This window comes from Clostridium sp. (genome assembly GCF_036569345.1).
Classification (GTDB): Bacteria; Bacillota; Clostridia; order Clostridiales; family Clostridiaceae; genus Clostridium_AD.
Genome location: NZ_DATCQT010000164.1, coordinates 1 through 16,396 on the forward strand (window position 1 = coordinate 1; position 16,396 = coordinate 16,396).

Below are 16,396 nucleotides of genomic sequence, written 5' to 3' on the forward strand. Positions count from 1 at the left end.
ACGTGTTACTCACCCGTCCGCCGCTAATTGATCCCGAAGGATCGCATCGCTCGACTTGCATGTGTTAGGCACGCCGCCAGCGTTCGTCCTGAGCCAGGATCAAACTCTCAATTTAAAAGTTTACACTTTTTTAGTTGAAATAATTAATCTGCGCCAACTGTAAAGTTGGTTAGCAAGCTCATTACATACTTTTTAGTCTTACGACTAAAATATTACTTTTTTCTAAAGTAATTAACTGGTTAAAATAAAATGTTATTTCATTTCTTTACCTATTTCTCTGTTTAATTTTCAAAGACCAGTTTAATCTATTTGTTCGTCAACAAGTGACTACTTTTCATATTATATCAGTTGTATTTGTTCATGTCAATATTTTTAAAATATTTAATAATATTTAGAATCTAAGTTCCTCAACTCTAACTGAGGACAAGTAATAATAATTATTATTACTTGTCCCCAAATCATACAGAGAGGATGCAATTAAGATAACTACCTCAAAGAAAAAGAAGCCATATTAGCTTCTTTTCCTCATTTATATCCTATTATTTTATATACCTAATAAAGCGACTACTTTTTCCTTATCAAACCCAACCATTTCTTCTCCATTTATATCTATTATTGGAACCGACCTATATCCTTTTTTTATGAGTGCTTTTTTTGCTTCAAGATTTTCAGAAATATTATGCTCTATATATTCAATATTATTTTCTTCGAAAAACTCCTTAGCCATATGACAAAATCCACAAGCATTACTTGTATAAATCTCAATTTTATTCATAAATAATCTCTCCTTTATTTTGACTCTTTCAACTTACATCCCATACCTTTCAATTTATTTTCATACTACCATTTTTCTTTTACTGAGTCAATAATATTAGTTTTTAATTTTTAATTTTTATAGATTTTGAATTTAAATAAATAACAATTATTTAACTAGTATTCCACTAAATTTAATAATAAATAATAATATTTTTGTATTTTAGGTTTACATATATTTTTTATAATATTATGATAGTCTTAACACTATGTGTTAGTTACAAAATAATTTATAAGTATTTTGTAACTAGGTAACTAAAAATATAAATATGGGGAGGTGCCAAATAATGATTAAACTATTAGAAGCTATAAATAATGCAAAAATAACTCATAAGTTAACCAAAGATGAAATCATCTCTATTTTAAGTTGTAATTATTTAGACCAAGAATTATTTAACGCCGCTGATGAGGTACGCAAAAAATATGTAAGCGATGAAGTTCATCTTAGAGGTCTTATTGAATTTACTAACATTTGTAAAAACAATTGTCTTTATTGTGGTCTCAGGCGGGATAACAAAAATTTAGTTAAATATAGATTAACTGTGGAACAAATTTTAGACTTTGCCACTAAAGCAAAAACTATCGGCTATAAAACTATAGTACTTCAAGGTGGCGAAGATGATTATTATACAAGGGATATAGTAGTCAAAATAATTAAGGGTATTAAAGCTTTAGATTTAGCCCTGACTTTAAGTATAGGTGAAAAAACTTATGATGAATACAAAGCTTTTAAAGATGCTGGCGCCGATAGATATCTTCTAAGAATTGAAACAACAGATAAAAAACTATATGAAGATTTGGATCCAGGCATGAGTCATGAAACCAGACTGAATTGCTTGAAAAATTTAAAAGAATTAGGGTTTGAAGTTGGAACAGGTGTTATGGTTGGTCTTCCAAACCAAACAATAGAATCATATGCTGATGATATATTGTTTTTCAAAGAAATAAACGCTGACATGTTGGGCATAGGACCTTTTATTCCAAATGAAGACACACCACTTGCAAATGTCAAAGGTCGAGAACTCACTATGGCACTTAAGGTAATGGCTATAACTCGTTTACTCCTACCAGACATCAATATACCTGCAACAACTGCTATGGAGTCCTTAGCCAAAAACGGAAGATTAATGGCTCTGCAAAGTGGTGCCAATGTAGTTATGCCAAATGTCACAGAAGGTGAATATAGAAAATATTACGCACTTTATCCTGGAAAGATATGTACTGGAGATACTCCAATTCATTGTCGCGGATGCATAACCGGTAAAATTAATAGTATTGGAAGAACAATTTCAACTAATTATGGATTTAGAGGAGATAAACCTAATAAATAATTTTATATCATAAAAAAAGAGCTCAAGGCTCTTTTTTTAGCGAAATGTATGTTTCGCTTCTTTAATTGGTTTATTATTAACTGGTTCACCTTCTGCATCCTTAATTCCAGGCTTGTTGTGTTTCTTATTTAAATCATGCTGTATATTCATTTTTGTAGCTTTATTGGGCATTAAAAACTCCCCCTTTCTAGAATTATATTATCCTAGAAAGGTAGTTTCTATTCTATATTTTTAATATTTATAATCTTTGTATCATTAAAAGTTCTGTTTGATGTAATAAATCTTGTACAGTTTTTTTATATAATATTATATTAACGAATAAAATTCATAAATATTTTTTCTTCTCTTTCTGGTGCTTTAATATTCTCTTTTCCGTTTTCAACAAGTTTCATAAGCCATGCCATATTCTTCCCAAGCACTCTCATAATTTGTACACCCTCTTCATCTTGTAAAACTTCACCAGGTGTTGTGCCATTAATGACATTCCAATAATTTGAGGTTGGAATTAACATTTCCGAATAATTAATATAGTTGTTTAACTGATTGAAGGTTGGAATCCCACCAGCACGTCTTACAGCAACAACAGTTGTGCCAACCTTATGTCTTAACATTGAATCATTATTACCTGCAACATAGAAAGCTCTATCTAAAAATGATTTCATAGTCCCTCCCATTGATGCGTAATGTACAGGGGATCCTAAAATTATTCCATCTGCTTCTTTCATTTTTTGAATCCACTCATTAACCTCATCACCAGGTAGCACACATTTTTCATTTTTATTCTTTGCACATTGATTACAAGCAATACATCCTCTTATGGACTTGTTTCCAACATGAATAATTTCCGTTTCTATTCCTTCTATTTCGAGCTCATTTGCAACCATTTTTAATGCATGATAAGTATTGCCCTGTTTATTTGGACTTCCGTTGAAAGCTACGACTTTCATTTGTAAAACCTCCTTTTATATTTGCCACTATTATACCTATAAGCAAATTCATTATTTTGTTATATCTTTTTATATATATTAATCACTGACTGACCTTCTTTTAGCTCTGCAAATTTGGGAACAATACTAGTAAAATGTTCTGAGGCATTATGAATTTTAACAGCATCGTCATTTTCCCACTCTTCTATAAATGCTAATATATTAGACTTATTAGCATCTTGATATAAATTGTAGGATATGTTTCCTTTTTCTTTTCTGCTTTCACTAATAAGTCTTTCTGCTAAAATTTTGAATTCCTCTACTTTTTCCTGTTTTATTGAATTTTTTGCCACTATAGTAATCATTAAAATTTTCACGCTCCTTTAAGCTATTTTAAATCAAATACATTTCTATTTTAAAGTATACGCCATTAGAAAATATAGAACAAGTATGCACTTTTTTGTAAGATACCTTGGGAAAGGTTATTTATTCTAAATCAAATATTTCTACATAGAAGCTATAACATTATAAACACCATCTTCGTTATTGCTTTCTGTTATAAAATTAGCATGTTTTTTCACTTCTTCTGGGGCATTCCTCATTGCATAACTATAATGTGCTGCTTTAAACATAGTTAAATCATTATAATAATCACCAAAAACCATTGTATTATTTTGATCTATTTTAAATTTTTCTTGTAGTATTTTTATAGCACTTCCTTTACTTATGCCTTTATTCATTATATCTATAAATTTACCTCCAGATACAACAAATTCAAGTTTCTCATCCAATTTTTCTTTCAAATGATTTATTATAGCGGAACTTACGCCACCTGCCATATAATAAGTAATCTTATATATTGGACTTTTTAATTCACTAAAAGATTTCAATTTTACCACAGGCACATCAACGCAGGTGAGCTCATGAAAAATAACTTTTGATGGATTTACTATAAATGCTTCATTTTCTCCAGCTAAAAACATTTCTTCTCCTAGTTGTGGATTTAAATTTATTACGTGTTCTATTTCTTCTTTGGCAATATTATTTGAATATAGCGTTTTTCCTTTGTTATTATACTTAATAAGAGCTCCATTATGTGCAATGAATATCATATCCGTATTTACCTTTTTAAAATTTAAGCTCAGTTGCGAATAAAATCTGCCACTCGCCGCCGCGAATTTTATATCCTTCTCATTCAAATCATGTATCAAACCAAATATTTTTTCATCTATATTCCCTTTATCATTTAATAAAGTTCCATCCATATCAGTTGCAATAAGTTTTATAATAAGTATTTCCCCCTTAGTAACGTTTAAGTAGATGTATTAACAAGTAATTCTTTAATAACAAAAATGGGCTATAAACGAACTAGTGTTCATTTATAGCTCATAAATTTCTTAAATTTTTATTGTTAATGCGTTTTTGTTATTTCATCACTTTACATATATTATTTGTAAATTCTACTGGATCATTAATTGGTAATCCTTCAATGAGTAGAGCTTGATTATATAATATATTAGTATATAAATCTAATTTGTCTTTATCTTTTTCAAAAGACTCCTTAAGTACTTTAAACATATCATTATTTATATTTATTTCTAAAACCTTGTCTGCTTTTACATTTTCGTTGTTAGGCATAGAATTTAATGTTTTTTCCATTTCTATTGTAAGGTCACCATCATTTGATAAACATACTGGGTAATTTTTAAGTCTTTTAGATGCTCTAACATCCTTAACTTTACCTGCTAAAGCAATTTTCATATGTTCAAATAATTCTTTATTATCTTTTTCATCAGTGCTAGAAGGATTTTCTTTTTCATCCACTTCTATTCCTAAATCACCACTTGATACGGATTTAAATTCCTTTTCTTTATACTTCATTATCATTCTTATAGCAAATTCGTCTACTTCATCAGTAAAATATAAAATTTCGAATCCTTTATCTGATACCATCTCAATTTGTGGTAATTTTTCAATTCTTTCATTTGATTCTCCAGAAGCATAATAAATATATTTTTGATCTTCTGGCATTCTAGAAACATATTCATCTAAAGTAACATTTTTTTTCTCCTTTGATGAATAAAACAACAATAAGTCTTGCAAAGTATCTTTATTACTACCAAAATCGCTATAAATACCATACTTTAGTTGTCTTCCAAATGATTTGTAGAATTCTTCATACTCTTGTCTTTCATTTTTAAGTAAATTATCTAACTCATTTTTAATTTTAGTTTTAATGTTTTTAGCTATAAGTTTAAGTTGCCTATCATGTTGTAATACTTCTCTAGATATATTAAGTGATAAGTCTTCTGAATCAACTATTCCTTTTACAAAACTAAAATAGTCAGGTAATAAATCTGCACACTTGTTCATAATTAATACACCACTTGAATATAGTTCTAAGCCTTTTTCATATTCCTTAGTATAGAAATCATAAGGTGTTTTTTCTGGTATATACAAAATTGAATTGTAACTTATAGTACCATCAACACTTATATGAATATGCCTCGCTGGTTTGTCAAAGCCATAGTGCTTTTCAGCATAGAAATTATTATAATCTTCATCAGTAAGTTCACTTTTGTTTTTTCTCCATATCGGAACCATGCTGTTTACAGTCTTTTCAACTATTATATCCTCGTATTCTGTTTCACTACCTTCTTTAAGTCTTGATTCACTTATATCCATTTTAATTGGATACCTAATAAAATCTGAGTATTTCTTTATAATAGATTGTAATCCGTGTTCATCAAGATATTTATCAAAATTATCATCTTCTGTATTCTCTTTTATTTTAAGTGAAATCTCTGTACCAACAGAATCTTTTACGCAAGGTTCTATAGTATATCCTTCTGCTCCAGTAGACTCCCACTTATAAGCCTTATCACTACCAAAAACTTTACTTATAACAGTAATATTATCTGCTACCATAAATGCTGAATAGAATCCTACTCCAAATTGACCAATTATATCATATCCATCTTTTATTTCATTTTCTTTTTTGAAATCCAAAGATCCACTTTTAGCTATAACTCCAAGGTTATCACTAAGCTCCTCCTCTGTCATTCCAATTCCAGTATCAGAAATTTTCACTGTTCTAGTTTTTTTATCAGTTGCTATTGTAATGTAGTAATTACTTTTCTCAAAATTTAATGAATCATCTGCTAATGTCTTATAATAAATTTTATCAATAGCATCACTTGCATTTGAGATAAGTTCTCTTAAAAAAATATCTCTATGAGTATATATTGAATTTACCATCATATCTAAAATTCTCTTAGACTCCGTTTTAAACTGCTTTTTTTCCAATTAAAATTTCCCCTTTCGTACCGTTATTCTTATTTTTTGGTTTTGTTAGCACTCTATGTGTTTGAGTGCTAACGATAATTATAAAATACACCTTTTTTTAAGATTTGTCAATGTGAGTAGTATCTTATTTTGCCATTATAAGTAGATCCTTCTTTAATATATGACTTACCAACCACTCATTTAAAAAAGTTAATATCCCCATTATGGCTTCATCTTGGTTTTCATCAATTTTACTTAAATCAACTTCATCCATCTTTTTAATGAAAAATGCATGGTCTATTTTTTGGGTAAATAATCTTTTATAATTTATACTTACCATATACTCTTCTTCAGCTTTAAAATGATAAACAGTATACTCTTTTAATTCTTCTATTACCCCTACTATTTTATCGTATTTATCAATATCATATGGATCTATAAGTAATTGATAAGCCCTTTCTCCTATTTCAAAAAGTCTTTCATGTTCTGCATCAATCTTTTGATTATAAGTTTTATATTTTTCCTTCATCTCAAACATTAATTAATCTCCTCCCCGCTTGAATTAATTTTAATATATTATATAGGTTATAGTTACTTCCTTAATAGCTATTAATATTATATCTTTATCTTACTTTGTTTTAATTTAATTTACAAGAATAATTAATCAAAATTTTCATTTACAATAAGTTCTCATTAATAAAATACATATTGACAAATATTAATTTACGATGTATAGTGTTAAACAATATCAATGAACAGGAAGAGTAGATAAGGGAGTTTAGTTTAAGCGAACCTGGAAAAGTGAAAGCTGGGTACTGTAACTCTTATTGAATGGGTCTGTGAGATGTGATGCGAACTAGTAGTAGCATTTACCGGAGTGTCTACCGTTACATGGACAGGGCAATCGAGAAATCCGTGCCTGACAAAGATAGTTATTTAGGTGGTAAAGCGAAATTTTACATTTCGTCCTTTAATAGGATGAGGTGTTTTTATTTTTTTGTATCATAATAACTAATATGGGTGGCACCGCGGTCACTTCGTCCCATTATACGGATGAAGTGTTTTTTGTTGTACAAAAAAATAAAGAGGTGGTAATAAAATGGTTAATTTAACTGCAAAAGAATTCGATGAGAAAAAATCTTTGAAAGTAATTTTTCCGATGTTTATTAAAATCAACGGCGATGAACTTACCCCAGTAAATATTTACTACAAATTAAAGGGAAAACATAAGTTTTTACTAGAAAGTGCTTCATCTTCTAAAGAGGAATCAAGGTACTCCTTTATGGGAAGTAATCCTTATATGGTATTAAGCAGCCGAGGTGAAAATGTAACTATAACAAAAGAAAATGAAATTAAAGAAAAAACAGGCAAAATATTAGACTATGCGCAGGGTCACTTACTTAAAAATTATGATAAATTAGACTTAGAACTACCTTTTATCGGAGGCGCAATTGGTTATATCGGTTACGACATAATAAGGCAATATGAAAACTTACCAGATAATAATCCAGATGAATTAAACCTCCCAGAGACTTGTTTGCTTTTTTACAAAGAATTTATATGTATTGATCACTTTAAAAACACAATTATGTTAATTTATAATGTATTTCCAGAAGAAGATGAAGATTATAATACTGTGATAAACAAACTAGATAATATGAAATCATTAATTAATGAAGAGCACATTACTCATAAATTTATTGAAGCATCGCAAAATGCAAAAGTAGTATCTAATTATACAAAGAAGGATTTTTGCAAAATGGTCACAAAAGGAAAGGACTATATAACTTCAGGTGATATTTTTCAAGTTGTCTTATCTCAAAGGTTGAAAATTGAAAATAGCAATGATCCTTTTGAGGTATATCGAAGGCTCAGGCGTAACAACCCATCACCTTATATGTTTTATATAGATTTTGAGGGCTTTGAAATTGCTGGGGCATCTCCTGAGAGTTTAGTTAAAGTTAAGGGAAATCAAGTAATGACGAATCCTATTGCTGGCACAAGACCTCGAGGTGGAACCCCAAAGGAGGACCAGAAGTTAAAAGAAGAATTATTAAATGATGAGAAGGAACTTGCAGAACATTTAATGCTTGTAGATTTAGGTAGGAATGACATAGGAAAAATATGTGAATTTGGGTCAGTAAAGCTAGATAAATTTATGGAAGTAGAATTCTTTTCTCATGTAATGCACATATGTTCAAAAGTGACTGGCACACTTAAGAGTGAATTAAATTGCTTTGATGCACTTAAGTCTTGTTTACCAGTCGGAACAGTTTCCGGTGCCCCAAAGGTAAGAGCTATGGAAATAATTGATGAACTAGAAAATGTCAGACGCGGTATATATTCAGGAGCCATTGGTAATTTTTCATATGGTGGAGATATGGATACTTGCATAGCCATAAGAACAATAGTATTTAAGGATAATTTTGCTTATGTTCAAGGTGGTGCTGGAATAGTTTATGACTCAGTGCCAGATACGGAATACACAGAAACCTTAAATAAAACTATGGCACTCCGGGAGGTATTATAATGATTTTAATTATTGATAATTATGATTCCTTTACTTATAATTTATATCAATATATAGGTGAATTATATAAAAACGTGAAAGTTGTTCGAAATGATAAATTCACAATTGAAGAATTAAAAACCCTGCCATTGAAAGGCATTATTATTTCTCCTGGGCCTGGTAGGCCTGAAAATGCTGGTTTAAGTATAAATGTTATAAAAGCCTTTGAAGGCATGCTTCCAATTATGGGTATATGTCTAGGGCATCAAGCTATAGGTTATGCTTATGGTGGAAAAGTTATAAGTGCACCAGAAATTAAACATGGAAAAACCTCTATTATTAATCATAATGGGAAAGGTTTATTTAGGGATTTAGAGGATAACTTAAAAGTAATGAGGTATCATTCTTTAATTGTTGAAAAATCTACACTACCAAAAGACTTAGAGATTACAGCTGTTACAAAAGATGGGATAATCATGGCAATTAAACATAAAAAATTTCAAACATATGGGCTTCAATTCCATCCTGAATCAATATTTACTGAAACAGGAAAAATGATAATAAAAAACTTTGTGGAGGTAATCTGTAATGTTAAAGATGGTGATTAGTAAAATTATAGCGAATCAGGATTTAACAGAGGATGAAGCTTATGCTTTTATGAATGGAATAATGATAGGAGAAGCCACGCAGTCTCAGATAGGAGCTTTCCTTGTTGGTTTAAGAATGAAGGGCGAGACCATTGAAGAAATAACAGGTTGTGCAAAAGCTATGAGAGATAATGCACAACGTATAAATTTAATTAGTGATTATGCTATTGACACATGTGGAACTGGTGGAGATGGTGGGAAAACTTTTAATATATCTAGCATTTGCGCAATAATAGCAGCATCCGGTGGAGTCAAGGTTGCAAAACATGGTAATCGTGCAGTTTCCAGTCAAAGTGGAAGTGCAGATGTCCTAACTGAACTTGGAATTAATATAAATGTAGACCCTAAAGATGCAGCGCAATTAATTGAGAAAAAAGGTATGGCCTTTCTATTTGCTCAAAGCTATCACTTAGCTATGAAGAATGTTGCAATGCCAAGACGTGAAATAGGAACTAGAACTATTTTTAATATTTTAGGGCCATTAACAAATCCAGCTTTTGTACGTGGCCAGTCACTTGGAGTTTTCAGTAAAGACTTAACCAATCCAGTTGCTCAGGTTTTAGGAAGGCTTGGATCAGAGAGAGCCCTTGTAGTTCACGGTGAGGATGGATTAGATGAAATAACAACAACGGGTTTTACCTATGTTAGTGAATTAAAAGATGGAATTGTATTTGATTATAAAATATATCCAGAAGATTATGGCATTAAAAGAACATTCCTTGAAAATATAAGTGGAGGTAATGCTAAAGATAATGCAGGTATTATACTCAATATTTTAAAAGGACAAAAAGGGCCTCAAAGGGATATTGTTGTAATAAATACAGCTGCAGCATTATATATAGGAAAAAAATGTGAAGCTTTAAAAGATGGAGTATTAATGGCCAAAAATTTAATTGATTCAGGTTATGCTTTGCGAAAACTTGAGGAGCTTAGATTATCATGAATATATTAGATGAAATAGTTGAAAATAAGGTGCACCAAATTACAGTGGAAAAAATTGATAAACCATTAGAAAACTTTATTAATATTGAAACTAGAGTAATAAGAGATTTTAGACAATCACTTACAGGAAATGGCCTATCAATAATTGCTGAAGTAAAAAAAGCTTCACCATCTAAAGGACTTATTGATCCAAATTTTGATCCTATTAAAACTGCTTTAAACTATGAAAAATATGGTGTTGACGCTATTTCGGTTCTAACTGAGAAAAAATATTTCTTAGGAGATGATAAAAATATAAGATTAGTTAAAGAAAAAACATCGAAACCTATTTTAAGAAAAGACTTCATTATAGATAAGTATCAGATATATCAATCCCATTTCCTTGGTTCTGATGCAATCTTGTTAATAACCTCTGTTCTTAAGGATAAACTTAAATCTTATTTCGAGCTTGCAACTTCCTTAGGACTTCATTGTTTGGTAGAGGTGCATAATAGAGTTGAAATAGAACTTGCCCTGGAATGTGGTTCAAAAATAATTGGCATAAATAATAGAGATTTAAATAATTTTAATGTCGATATTCATACTACTGAGAGCCTAATGAAGTATATACCAAAAGACAAGATTATAGTATCTGAGAGTGGCATAAGTTCTATAAGTGATGTTAAGTATTTAAAATCAATAGAAGTGAATGCAGTACTAATTGGAGAATCCTTTATGAGAGACCCAGGTAGTGTGTCCTCTTTTCTTATGGCATGCCATGACTAAAATAAAGATTTGTGGAATAAGACGACTAGAGGACATAAAGTATCTTAACGAGCTCCTCCCAGAATACGCAGGTTTTGTTTTTGCTAAGAGCAAACGACAAGTAGATAAATATTATGCCTACCATTTAATAAATAATTTAAGGTGCGACATAAAAAAAGTTGGAGTTTTTGTTGATGAAGATCCATCCGTGGTATTCGACATTGCTGAAAAATTAAAACTTCAGGTTCTACAGTTTCATGGCCATGAAAGCCAGGAATATATAAATAAATTTAAGGGATATGAGATTTGGAAAGCACTTAAAATTAATAATATTGAAAGTATTTCTGAAATGAAAAATTACAAATGTTCAAAATTTCTTTTAGATAATAGTGTTGCAGGCTCCGGTGATAGCTTTAATTGGAACCTTGCAGAAAAAAAAGTTGATGGCAATATTATTATGCTAGCTGGTGGATTAAACTGCAAAAATATAAAACAAGCAATTATGAAGTTAAAACCATGCGGAGTTGATGTGTCCAGCGGAGTAGAAAGAGATGGATTTAAAGACTATGCATTAATAAAAGAATTTATTAAGAAAGTGAGGGAGTTATAATGAAAGGTAGATTTGGAAAATTTGGAGGTCAATATGCACCTGAGACAGTAATGAATGCAGTTATAATACTTGAGAAGGAATATGAAAAGGCAATGGAAGACCCTGAGTTTATAGCAAAATTTAAATATTATCTTAAGGACTATGCAGGCAGGGAAACTCCACTGTATTATGCTGAGCATCTTACAAAAAAATTAGGTGGAGCAAAAATATACTTAAAAAGAGAAGATCTAAACCATACTGGGGCTCATAAGATTAATAATGCATTAGGGCAAATACTCCTTGCAATAAGAATGGGAAAGAAAAGAATAATAGCAGAAACCGGAGCAGGTCAACATGGAGTTGCAACGGCTACCGTAGCTGCAATGTTTGGACTTGAGTGCGAAGTATTTATGGGCGAGGAAGATATAAAAAGGCAATCTCTAAATGTGTTTAAAATGAAAATGCTAGGGGCTAAGGTTACCTCAGTCACTACTGGCACCGGAACCTTAAAAGATGCCGTTAACGAAGCTATGAAAAATTGGGTCAGTAACGTGGATGATACTTTTTATGTTATAGGATCTACCGTAGGATTACATCCATATCCAACAATGGTGCGTGACTTTCAAAGAGTTATTGGAGATGAAGCTAGGAGACAGATATTAGATAAAGAATATAGATTACCAGATTACATAATAGCATGCGTTGGTGGTGGAAGTAACGCTATGGGGATTTTCTATCCTTTCATCGAAGATAAATCTGTAAAGCTTATTGGAGTTGAAGCAGCAGGAAAAGGGTTAAATACAGAGCAACATGCAGCTACTATAACTAAGGGGGATATAGGCATAATTCATGGAATGAAGACATACGTGCTTCAAGATGAAGATGGTCAGATAATGCCTGTATATTCTATCTCTGCAGGTCTTGATTACCCTGGAATAGGACCTGAACATGCTTATTTACATGACATTAATAGAGCACAGTATGTCTGTGCTACAGACGACGAATCCGTTGATGCCTTTATGGAACTCACAAGAGTTGAAGGAATAATCCCTGCTATAGAAAGTGCTCATGCCGTTAGCTATGCTATGAAACTCGCACCAACACTCACAAAAGATAAAATAATTATTGTTAACCTTTCAGGACGTGGTGATAAGGATATCAATACAATTGCACAAATAATGGGGGTAAAACTATGAATAGAATAGTTGAAAAGTTTAATTATCTTAAAACCAAAAACGAAAAAGCATTTATACCTTTTGTAACAGGAGGAGATCCCGATTTAGATACCACCTTAGAATTAGTTTTAACTCTTGAAAAAGCTGGAGCTGATATAGTAGAAATAGGTATTCCCTATTCTGATCCTATGGCTGATGGTCCTGTAATACAAGCATCCTCTACTAGAGCCTTATCTAATGGGATTAAAATAAATTCTATTATGGACAAGGTTTGCAAAATAAGAGAAAAAACACAAATCCCACTAGTATATCTACTTTATTATAATTCAATTTTCAAATATGGTGATATAAATTTTTTTAAGAAATGCAGTGAAGTTGGCATTGATGGATTAATAATTCCAGATCTCCCCTTGGAAGAGAGAGCTGAAGTAATAGCAATCGCAGATAAATATGACATATGCATAATACCAATGGTTGCCCCAACATCGCATGGTAGAATTAAAGCAATTACTAATCTGGGAAAGGGTTTTGTGTATTGTGTTTCAGTAAATGGTGTAACAGGTACAAGGCAAAATCTTAATACAGACATTAAAGAATATATGGATTTAATCAAAAGCTACACTGAGATGCCTAGAGGCCTGGGTTTTGGAATTTCTAATGCTGAAATGGCAAAGAAATATGCGCCCTATTGCGAAGCAATTATTGTTGGAAGTGCAATAATAAAATTGGTGGCTGAGGGTGGAGCTAGAGAAGAAATACTAAAAAAAGTCTATGATTTTGCATTAGAAATAAAAAATGCTATAAATTAAACTAAAAAAGCTATTGAATATGTACTTAAGTATTCAATAGCTTTACTTTGTTATATTATTTTGTTGTAGGTTAGACAACTATCGAGGTTATGATTTACCTTCAACATCGAGCTATACAACTTATTTATTAGTTTGTGTATGTATTTCTATAATATCATTCACCACATCATCAATACTACTAATGTTCATAACCTCATGGTCACAATATTTTTTGTACAAATCACATCTTTCCTCAAGTAATTTGTAAAGCTGAGATGGGTCCTTTGCAAGTAATGGACGAGCTACAACATCTATATCTTCCACTATATTTTCAATAGGTCGGTTTATATATATTATTATGCCAGTTTTCTTAAGGTTTAAGATATTTTCATACCTCTTAATTACTCCACCACCAGTCGCAATGACTGCAGGATTTTTTTTTGATAATTCCATAGCCGCAATAGATTCTATATCTCTAAACCCATCCTCACCATTCTCAAATAATTCAGCAATGGTATGATTTGTACTCTCCATAATATAAACATCTGCATCTATGAAAGTCATCTTTATTTTTTCTGAAATCATTTCCCCAATTGTACTTTTACCACAACCAGGCATTCCAATTAAAACTATACTTTTCATCATCTAATTCTCTACCTCCTTATTTAACTCTTCATAGATTTCATCAATTGTGCTCTTTGGAATTTTAATATCGTTCCAGATTTCCTGAGCGCATGTTGCCTGCCCAACTAGCATGTAAAGACCATTTACTGCTTTTAAACCCACTTCCTCTGCATACTTTAATAATAGAGTTTTTTTAGGATTGTAGATCATATCCACAGCGGCACCAAATTTACCGATAATTTTTTTTCCTATTAGTGAGCCATCCAAATTAGGATAAGTCCCAATTGGCGTACAGTTTACCACTATATCTGACTCTTTAATCCCTTGAATTTCATCATAAGAAATCAACTTACAATCATCAAATTTTCTAATCTCTTTAAGCTTTGCAGTATCCCTTGTGGCTACAGTGATTTCAGCTATTCCACTATCTAATAGATACTGAACCATAGTGACTGCTACCCCCCCATTTCCAAGTATTACTGCTTTTTTATTTTTAACTTTAATAGCATTTTTATCAAAAAGCATACCTATGCCAAAGTAATCCGTATTGTAACCAATAGTTTTGCCACTTGCAAATTTTAGAGTATTTACAGATCCTATCTCTTTTGCTCCAAGACTAAGCTCATCAACAAATTCCATAACCTTAATTTTATATGGAATGGTTACATTAATTCCTCTTGGTTTTATAACCTTAAAACCCTCCATTGCTGATTTAAGATCTTTACTTTTAAATTCAAATAAATGATAGTAACCTTTCATGTTCAATTTGTTAAAGATCATTGAATGTATTTGCGGAGAAACACTATATGATAGTTTTTCTCCAATTAAACCATATAACTCTGACATAAATCCCCACACCCCTTTTATAAAACTTATTCAATATCGACAATATCACGTCTATAATTACCCAGTATCTTAAAATAATGACTATTCTTTTTAATTAACTCAATTGTAGGTATAATCTTATTTTCATTTATATTTCCCTCAAAATCTATATAAAAGAAATATTCCCATGGCTTATCCTTAATTGGCCTAGATTCAATTTTCAATAGATTTATATTATTATCTGCAAAATGTTTTAAAACATGACATAGTGAACCTGCCTTATGGGTAGTAGATAAAACTAAGCTAGTTTTATTACATTCAATCGTCGACTCCATCTCCTTGCCAATGATAACAAACCTGGTCATGTTTGTTGTATTTGAATTTACATCCTTTTGAAGTATTTCAAGATCATATATTTCTGCGGCCTTAGTGCTACCTATCGCAGCCAGTGTTTTGTCCTGCTTATTTCTAACTAATTCTGCGCTTTTCGCAGTGCTTTGGTATGGAACTAACTTCCAATGTTTATATCCCTTTAAAAATTCCATACTTTGTTTTAGCCCTTGCGAGTGAGAATAAACCTCTTTAATATCATCTAAGGTTGAACCTCTCACTCCCATTAGATTTTGACTTATTTTGAGATATTTTTCTCCTGTTATATAAAAATTATATTTATTAAGAAGGTCATAAACCTCAGATATTGCTCCTGTTGAAGAATTTTCTATAGGAATAACACCATAATTTATTTTTCCATAGCTTAGTTCCAAAAATATATCTTCAAACTCACTTATTGCTTTTTTGTTTACTCCTTGACCAAAATACTCATTTAAAGCTTGCTCGCTGAATGATCCTGTAACACCGTAAAAACCAACAGTTACATTTTTAAAGTTTGTCAAAGCTTTCTTGCTATTTAAATTTTTGTTTTGAAAACCCCTACTTATTTCCATAATTGATTTGAAAAATTCTTCTACCTCTAAACATAGATCTTTATTTTTAACTAGGTCTATGTTTTTCTTTATAACTGCTTGTTCTCGCTTACTATTTAAAATTTTAACATTATTTTCCTTTTTATATTTAGCTACTTTTGCAACTATTTCCATACGATTTTCAAATAATGAAACAAGGCTAGAGTCAATTTCATCAATTTGATTTCTCAAATCATCTATGTCAAATCCTTCTAAATTACTCATTAAAACACATC

Annotated in this window: 18 protein-coding genes, 1 rRNA gene and 1 other annotated feature; of the genes, 8 read left to right on the forward strand and 11 right to left on the reverse strand. The window is 30.9% G+C overall.

Features of this window, described 5'->3' with window-relative positions; translation table 11 throughout:
• Both VIM70_RS16280 and VIM70_RS16285 read right to left on the reverse strand, forming a co-directional pair.
• Positions 1-115 (reverse strand): 16S ribosomal RNA (locus VIM70_RS16280); the annotation flags it as partial.
• A gap of 429 nt (positions 116-544) precedes the next feature.
• Positions 545-775, reverse strand: a complete 231-nt coding sequence (locus VIM70_RS16285; RefSeq protein ID WP_331946829.1) for a glutaredoxin family protein — start codon at positions 773-775, stop codon at positions 545-547.
• A 325-nt stretch (positions 776-1,100) separates the two neighbouring features.
• Here VIM70_RS16285 and hydE point away from each other — a divergent pair, with 325 nt between their 5' ends.
• Positions 1,101-2,144, forward strand: coding sequence for a [FeFe] hydrogenase H-cluster radical SAM maturase HydE (gene hydE, locus VIM70_RS16290; protein ID WP_331946830.1), 1,044 nt, complete (start codon positions 1,101-1,103; stop codon positions 2,142-2,144).
• Positions 2,145-2,180: 36 nt separating this feature from the next.
• On the opposite strand, the gene VIM70_RS16295 is transcribed toward hydE, so the two are convergent.
• The 6 genes from VIM70_RS16295 to VIM70_RS16320 form a co-directional block, all read right to left on the reverse strand.
• On the reverse strand, positions 2,181-2,315 hold the full coding sequence (locus VIM70_RS16295; protein WP_264174585.1) for a hypothetical protein: 135 nt from the start codon (positions 2,313-2,315) through the stop codon (positions 2,181-2,183).
• Positions 2,316-2,455: 140 nt separating this feature from the next.
• Positions 2,456-3,091, reverse strand: a complete 636-nt coding sequence (locus tag VIM70_RS16300) for a flavodoxin family protein (RefSeq protein ID WP_331946831.1) — start codon at positions 3,089-3,091, stop codon at positions 2,456-2,458.
• Between the two features lie 59 nt (positions 3,092-3,150).
• A complete protein-coding gene (locus VIM70_RS16305) occupies positions 3,151-3,435 on the reverse strand; it encodes a putative quinol monooxygenase (protein ID WP_331946832.1) in 285 nt (94 codons plus the stop codon).
• Positions 3,436-3,576: 141 nt separating this feature from the next.
• On the reverse strand, positions 3,577-4,359 hold the full coding sequence (locus tag VIM70_RS16310) for an HAD family hydrolase (RefSeq protein ID WP_331946888.1): 783 nt from the start codon (positions 4,357-4,359) through the stop codon (positions 3,577-3,579).
• Between the two features lie 136 nt (positions 4,360-4,495).
• Complete coding sequence (htpG, locus tag VIM70_RS16315) at positions 4,496-6,376, reverse strand: molecular chaperone HtpG (protein WP_331946833.1); 1,881 nt, start codon at positions 6,374-6,376, stop codon at positions 4,496-4,498.
• A 124-nt stretch (positions 6,377-6,500) separates the two neighbouring features.
• Positions 6,501-6,893, reverse strand: a complete 393-nt coding sequence (locus VIM70_RS16320) for a hemerythrin family protein (protein ID WP_331946834.1) — start codon at positions 6,891-6,893, stop codon at positions 6,501-6,503.
• A gap of 204 nt (positions 6,894-7,097) precedes the next feature.
• Positions 7,098-7,403: a binding site (T-box leader), on the forward strand.
• A 51-nt stretch (positions 7,404-7,454) separates the two neighbouring features.
• On the opposite strand from VIM70_RS16320, the gene trpE reads away from it, so the two are divergent.
• From trpE to trpA, 7 genes are read left to right on the forward strand one after another with little or no spacing between them, the layout of a single operon-like run.
• Entirely contained in the window at positions 7,455-8,885 is a 1,431-nt protein-coding gene (gene trpE, locus VIM70_RS16325) for an anthranilate synthase component I (RefSeq protein ID WP_331946835.1), read from the forward strand.
• Positions 8,885-9,472, forward strand: coding sequence for an aminodeoxychorismate/anthranilate synthase component II (locus tag VIM70_RS16330; protein WP_331946836.1), 588 nt, complete (start codon positions 8,885-8,887; stop codon positions 9,470-9,472). The genes trpE and VIM70_RS16330 overlap by 1 nt, the downstream gene beginning before the upstream one ends.
• Entirely contained in the window at positions 9,453-10,454 is a 1,002-nt protein-coding gene (gene trpD, locus VIM70_RS16335; protein WP_331946838.1) for an anthranilate phosphoribosyltransferase, read from the forward strand. Before VIM70_RS16330 ends, trpD begins: the two co-directional genes overlap by 20 nt.
• On the forward strand, positions 10,451-11,218 hold the full coding sequence (trpC, locus tag VIM70_RS16340) for an indole-3-glycerol phosphate synthase TrpC (protein WP_331946839.1): 768 nt from the start codon (positions 10,451-10,453) through the stop codon (positions 11,216-11,218). Before trpD ends, trpC begins: the two co-directional genes overlap by 4 nt.
• The gene (locus VIM70_RS16345; protein WP_331946840.1) at positions 11,211-11,807 is read left to right on the forward strand and encodes a phosphoribosylanthranilate isomerase; all 597 of its coding nucleotides are present in this window, start codon (positions 11,211-11,213) and stop codon (positions 11,805-11,807) included. Before trpC ends, VIM70_RS16345 begins: the two co-directional genes overlap by 8 nt.
• Entirely contained in the window at positions 11,807-12,982 is a 1,176-nt protein-coding gene (trpB, locus tag VIM70_RS16350) for a tryptophan synthase subunit beta (RefSeq protein ID WP_331946841.1), read from the forward strand. Before VIM70_RS16345 ends, trpB begins: the two co-directional genes overlap by 1 nt.
• A complete protein-coding gene (gene trpA / locus VIM70_RS16355; RefSeq protein WP_331946842.1) occupies positions 12,979-13,770 on the forward strand; it encodes a tryptophan synthase subunit alpha in 792 nt (263 codons plus the stop codon). Before trpB ends, trpA begins: the two co-directional genes overlap by 4 nt.
• Before the next feature lie 120 nt (positions 13,771-13,890).
• Here trpA and VIM70_RS16360 read toward each other — a convergent pair whose 3' ends face one another.
• The 3 genes from VIM70_RS16360 to pheA are packed head-to-tail and all read right to left on the reverse strand — an operon-like array spanning position 13,891 to position 16,385.
• The gene (locus tag VIM70_RS16360; RefSeq protein ID WP_331946843.1) at positions 13,891-14,394 is read right to left on the reverse strand and encodes a shikimate kinase; all 504 of its coding nucleotides are present in this window, start codon (positions 14,392-14,394) and stop codon (positions 13,891-13,893) included.
• Positions 14,395-15,219 carry a shikimate dehydrogenase gene (gene aroE, locus VIM70_RS16365; RefSeq protein WP_331946844.1) on the reverse strand — a complete coding sequence of 275 codons (825 nt, stop codon included), beginning with the start codon at positions 15,217-15,219 and terminating at the stop codon, positions 14,395-14,397.
• 26 nt (positions 15,220-15,245) lie between these two features.
• Complete coding sequence (pheA, locus tag VIM70_RS16370) at positions 15,246-16,385, reverse strand: prephenate dehydratase (RefSeq protein ID WP_331946845.1); 1,140 nt, start codon at positions 16,383-16,385, stop codon at positions 15,246-15,248.
• Positions 16,386-16,396 lie beyond the last annotated feature (11 nt).

Coding starts and splice junctions, on each gene's coding strand:
- VIM70_RS16305 (WP_331946832.1), bottom strand. CDS start 3,435: ATGATTACTATAGTGGCAAAAAATTCAATAAAACAGGAAAAAGTAGAG.
- trpB (WP_331946841.1), top strand. CDS start 11,807: ATGAAAGGTAGATTTGGAAAATTTGGAGGTCAATATGCACCTGAGACA.
- trpE (WP_331946835.1), top strand. CDS start 7,455: ATGGTTAATTTAACTGCAAAAGAATTCGATGAGAAAAAATCTTTGAAA.
- VIM70_RS16330 (WP_331946836.1), top strand. CDS start 8,885: ATGATTTTAATTATTGATAATTATGATTCCTTTACTTATAATTTATAT.
- VIM70_RS16285 (WP_331946829.1), bottom strand. CDS start 775: ATGAATAAAATTGAGATTTATACAAGTAATGCTTGTGGATTTTGTCAT.
- VIM70_RS16300 (WP_331946831.1), bottom strand. CDS start 3,091: ATGAAAGTCGTAGCTTTCAACGGAAGTCCAAATAAACAGGGCAATACT.
- VIM70_RS16360 (WP_331946843.1), bottom strand. CDS start 14,394: ATGATGAAAAGTATAGTTTTAATTGGAATGCCTGGTTGTGGTAAAAGT.
- hydE (WP_331946830.1), top strand. CDS start 1,101: ATGATTAAACTATTAGAAGCTATAAATAATGCAAAAATAACTCATAAG.
- aroE (WP_331946844.1), bottom strand. CDS start 15,219: ATGTCAGAGTTATATGGTTTAATTGGAGAAAAACTATCATATAGTGTT.
- trpC (WP_331946839.1), top strand. CDS start 10,451: ATGAATATATTAGATGAAATAGTTGAAAATAAGGTGCACCAAATTACA.
- VIM70_RS16295 (WP_264174585.1), bottom strand. CDS start 2,315: ATGCCCAATAAAGCTACAAAAATGAATATACAGCATGATTTAAATAAG.
- VIM70_RS16345 (WP_331946840.1), top strand. CDS start 11,211: ATGACTAAAATAAAGATTTGTGGAATAAGACGACTAGAGGACATAAAG.
- trpD (WP_331946838.1), top strand. CDS start 9,453: ATGTTAAAGATGGTGATTAGTAAAATTATAGCGAATCAGGATTTAACA.
- pheA (WP_331946845.1), bottom strand. CDS start 16,385: ATGAGTAATTTAGAAGGATTTGACATAGATGATTTGAGAAATCAAATT.
- trpA (WP_331946842.1), top strand. CDS start 12,979: ATGAATAGAATAGTTGAAAAGTTTAATTATCTTAAAACCAAAAACGAA.
- VIM70_RS16320 (WP_331946834.1), bottom strand. CDS start 6,893: ATGTTTGAGATGAAGGAAAAATATAAAACTTATAATCAAAAGATTGAT.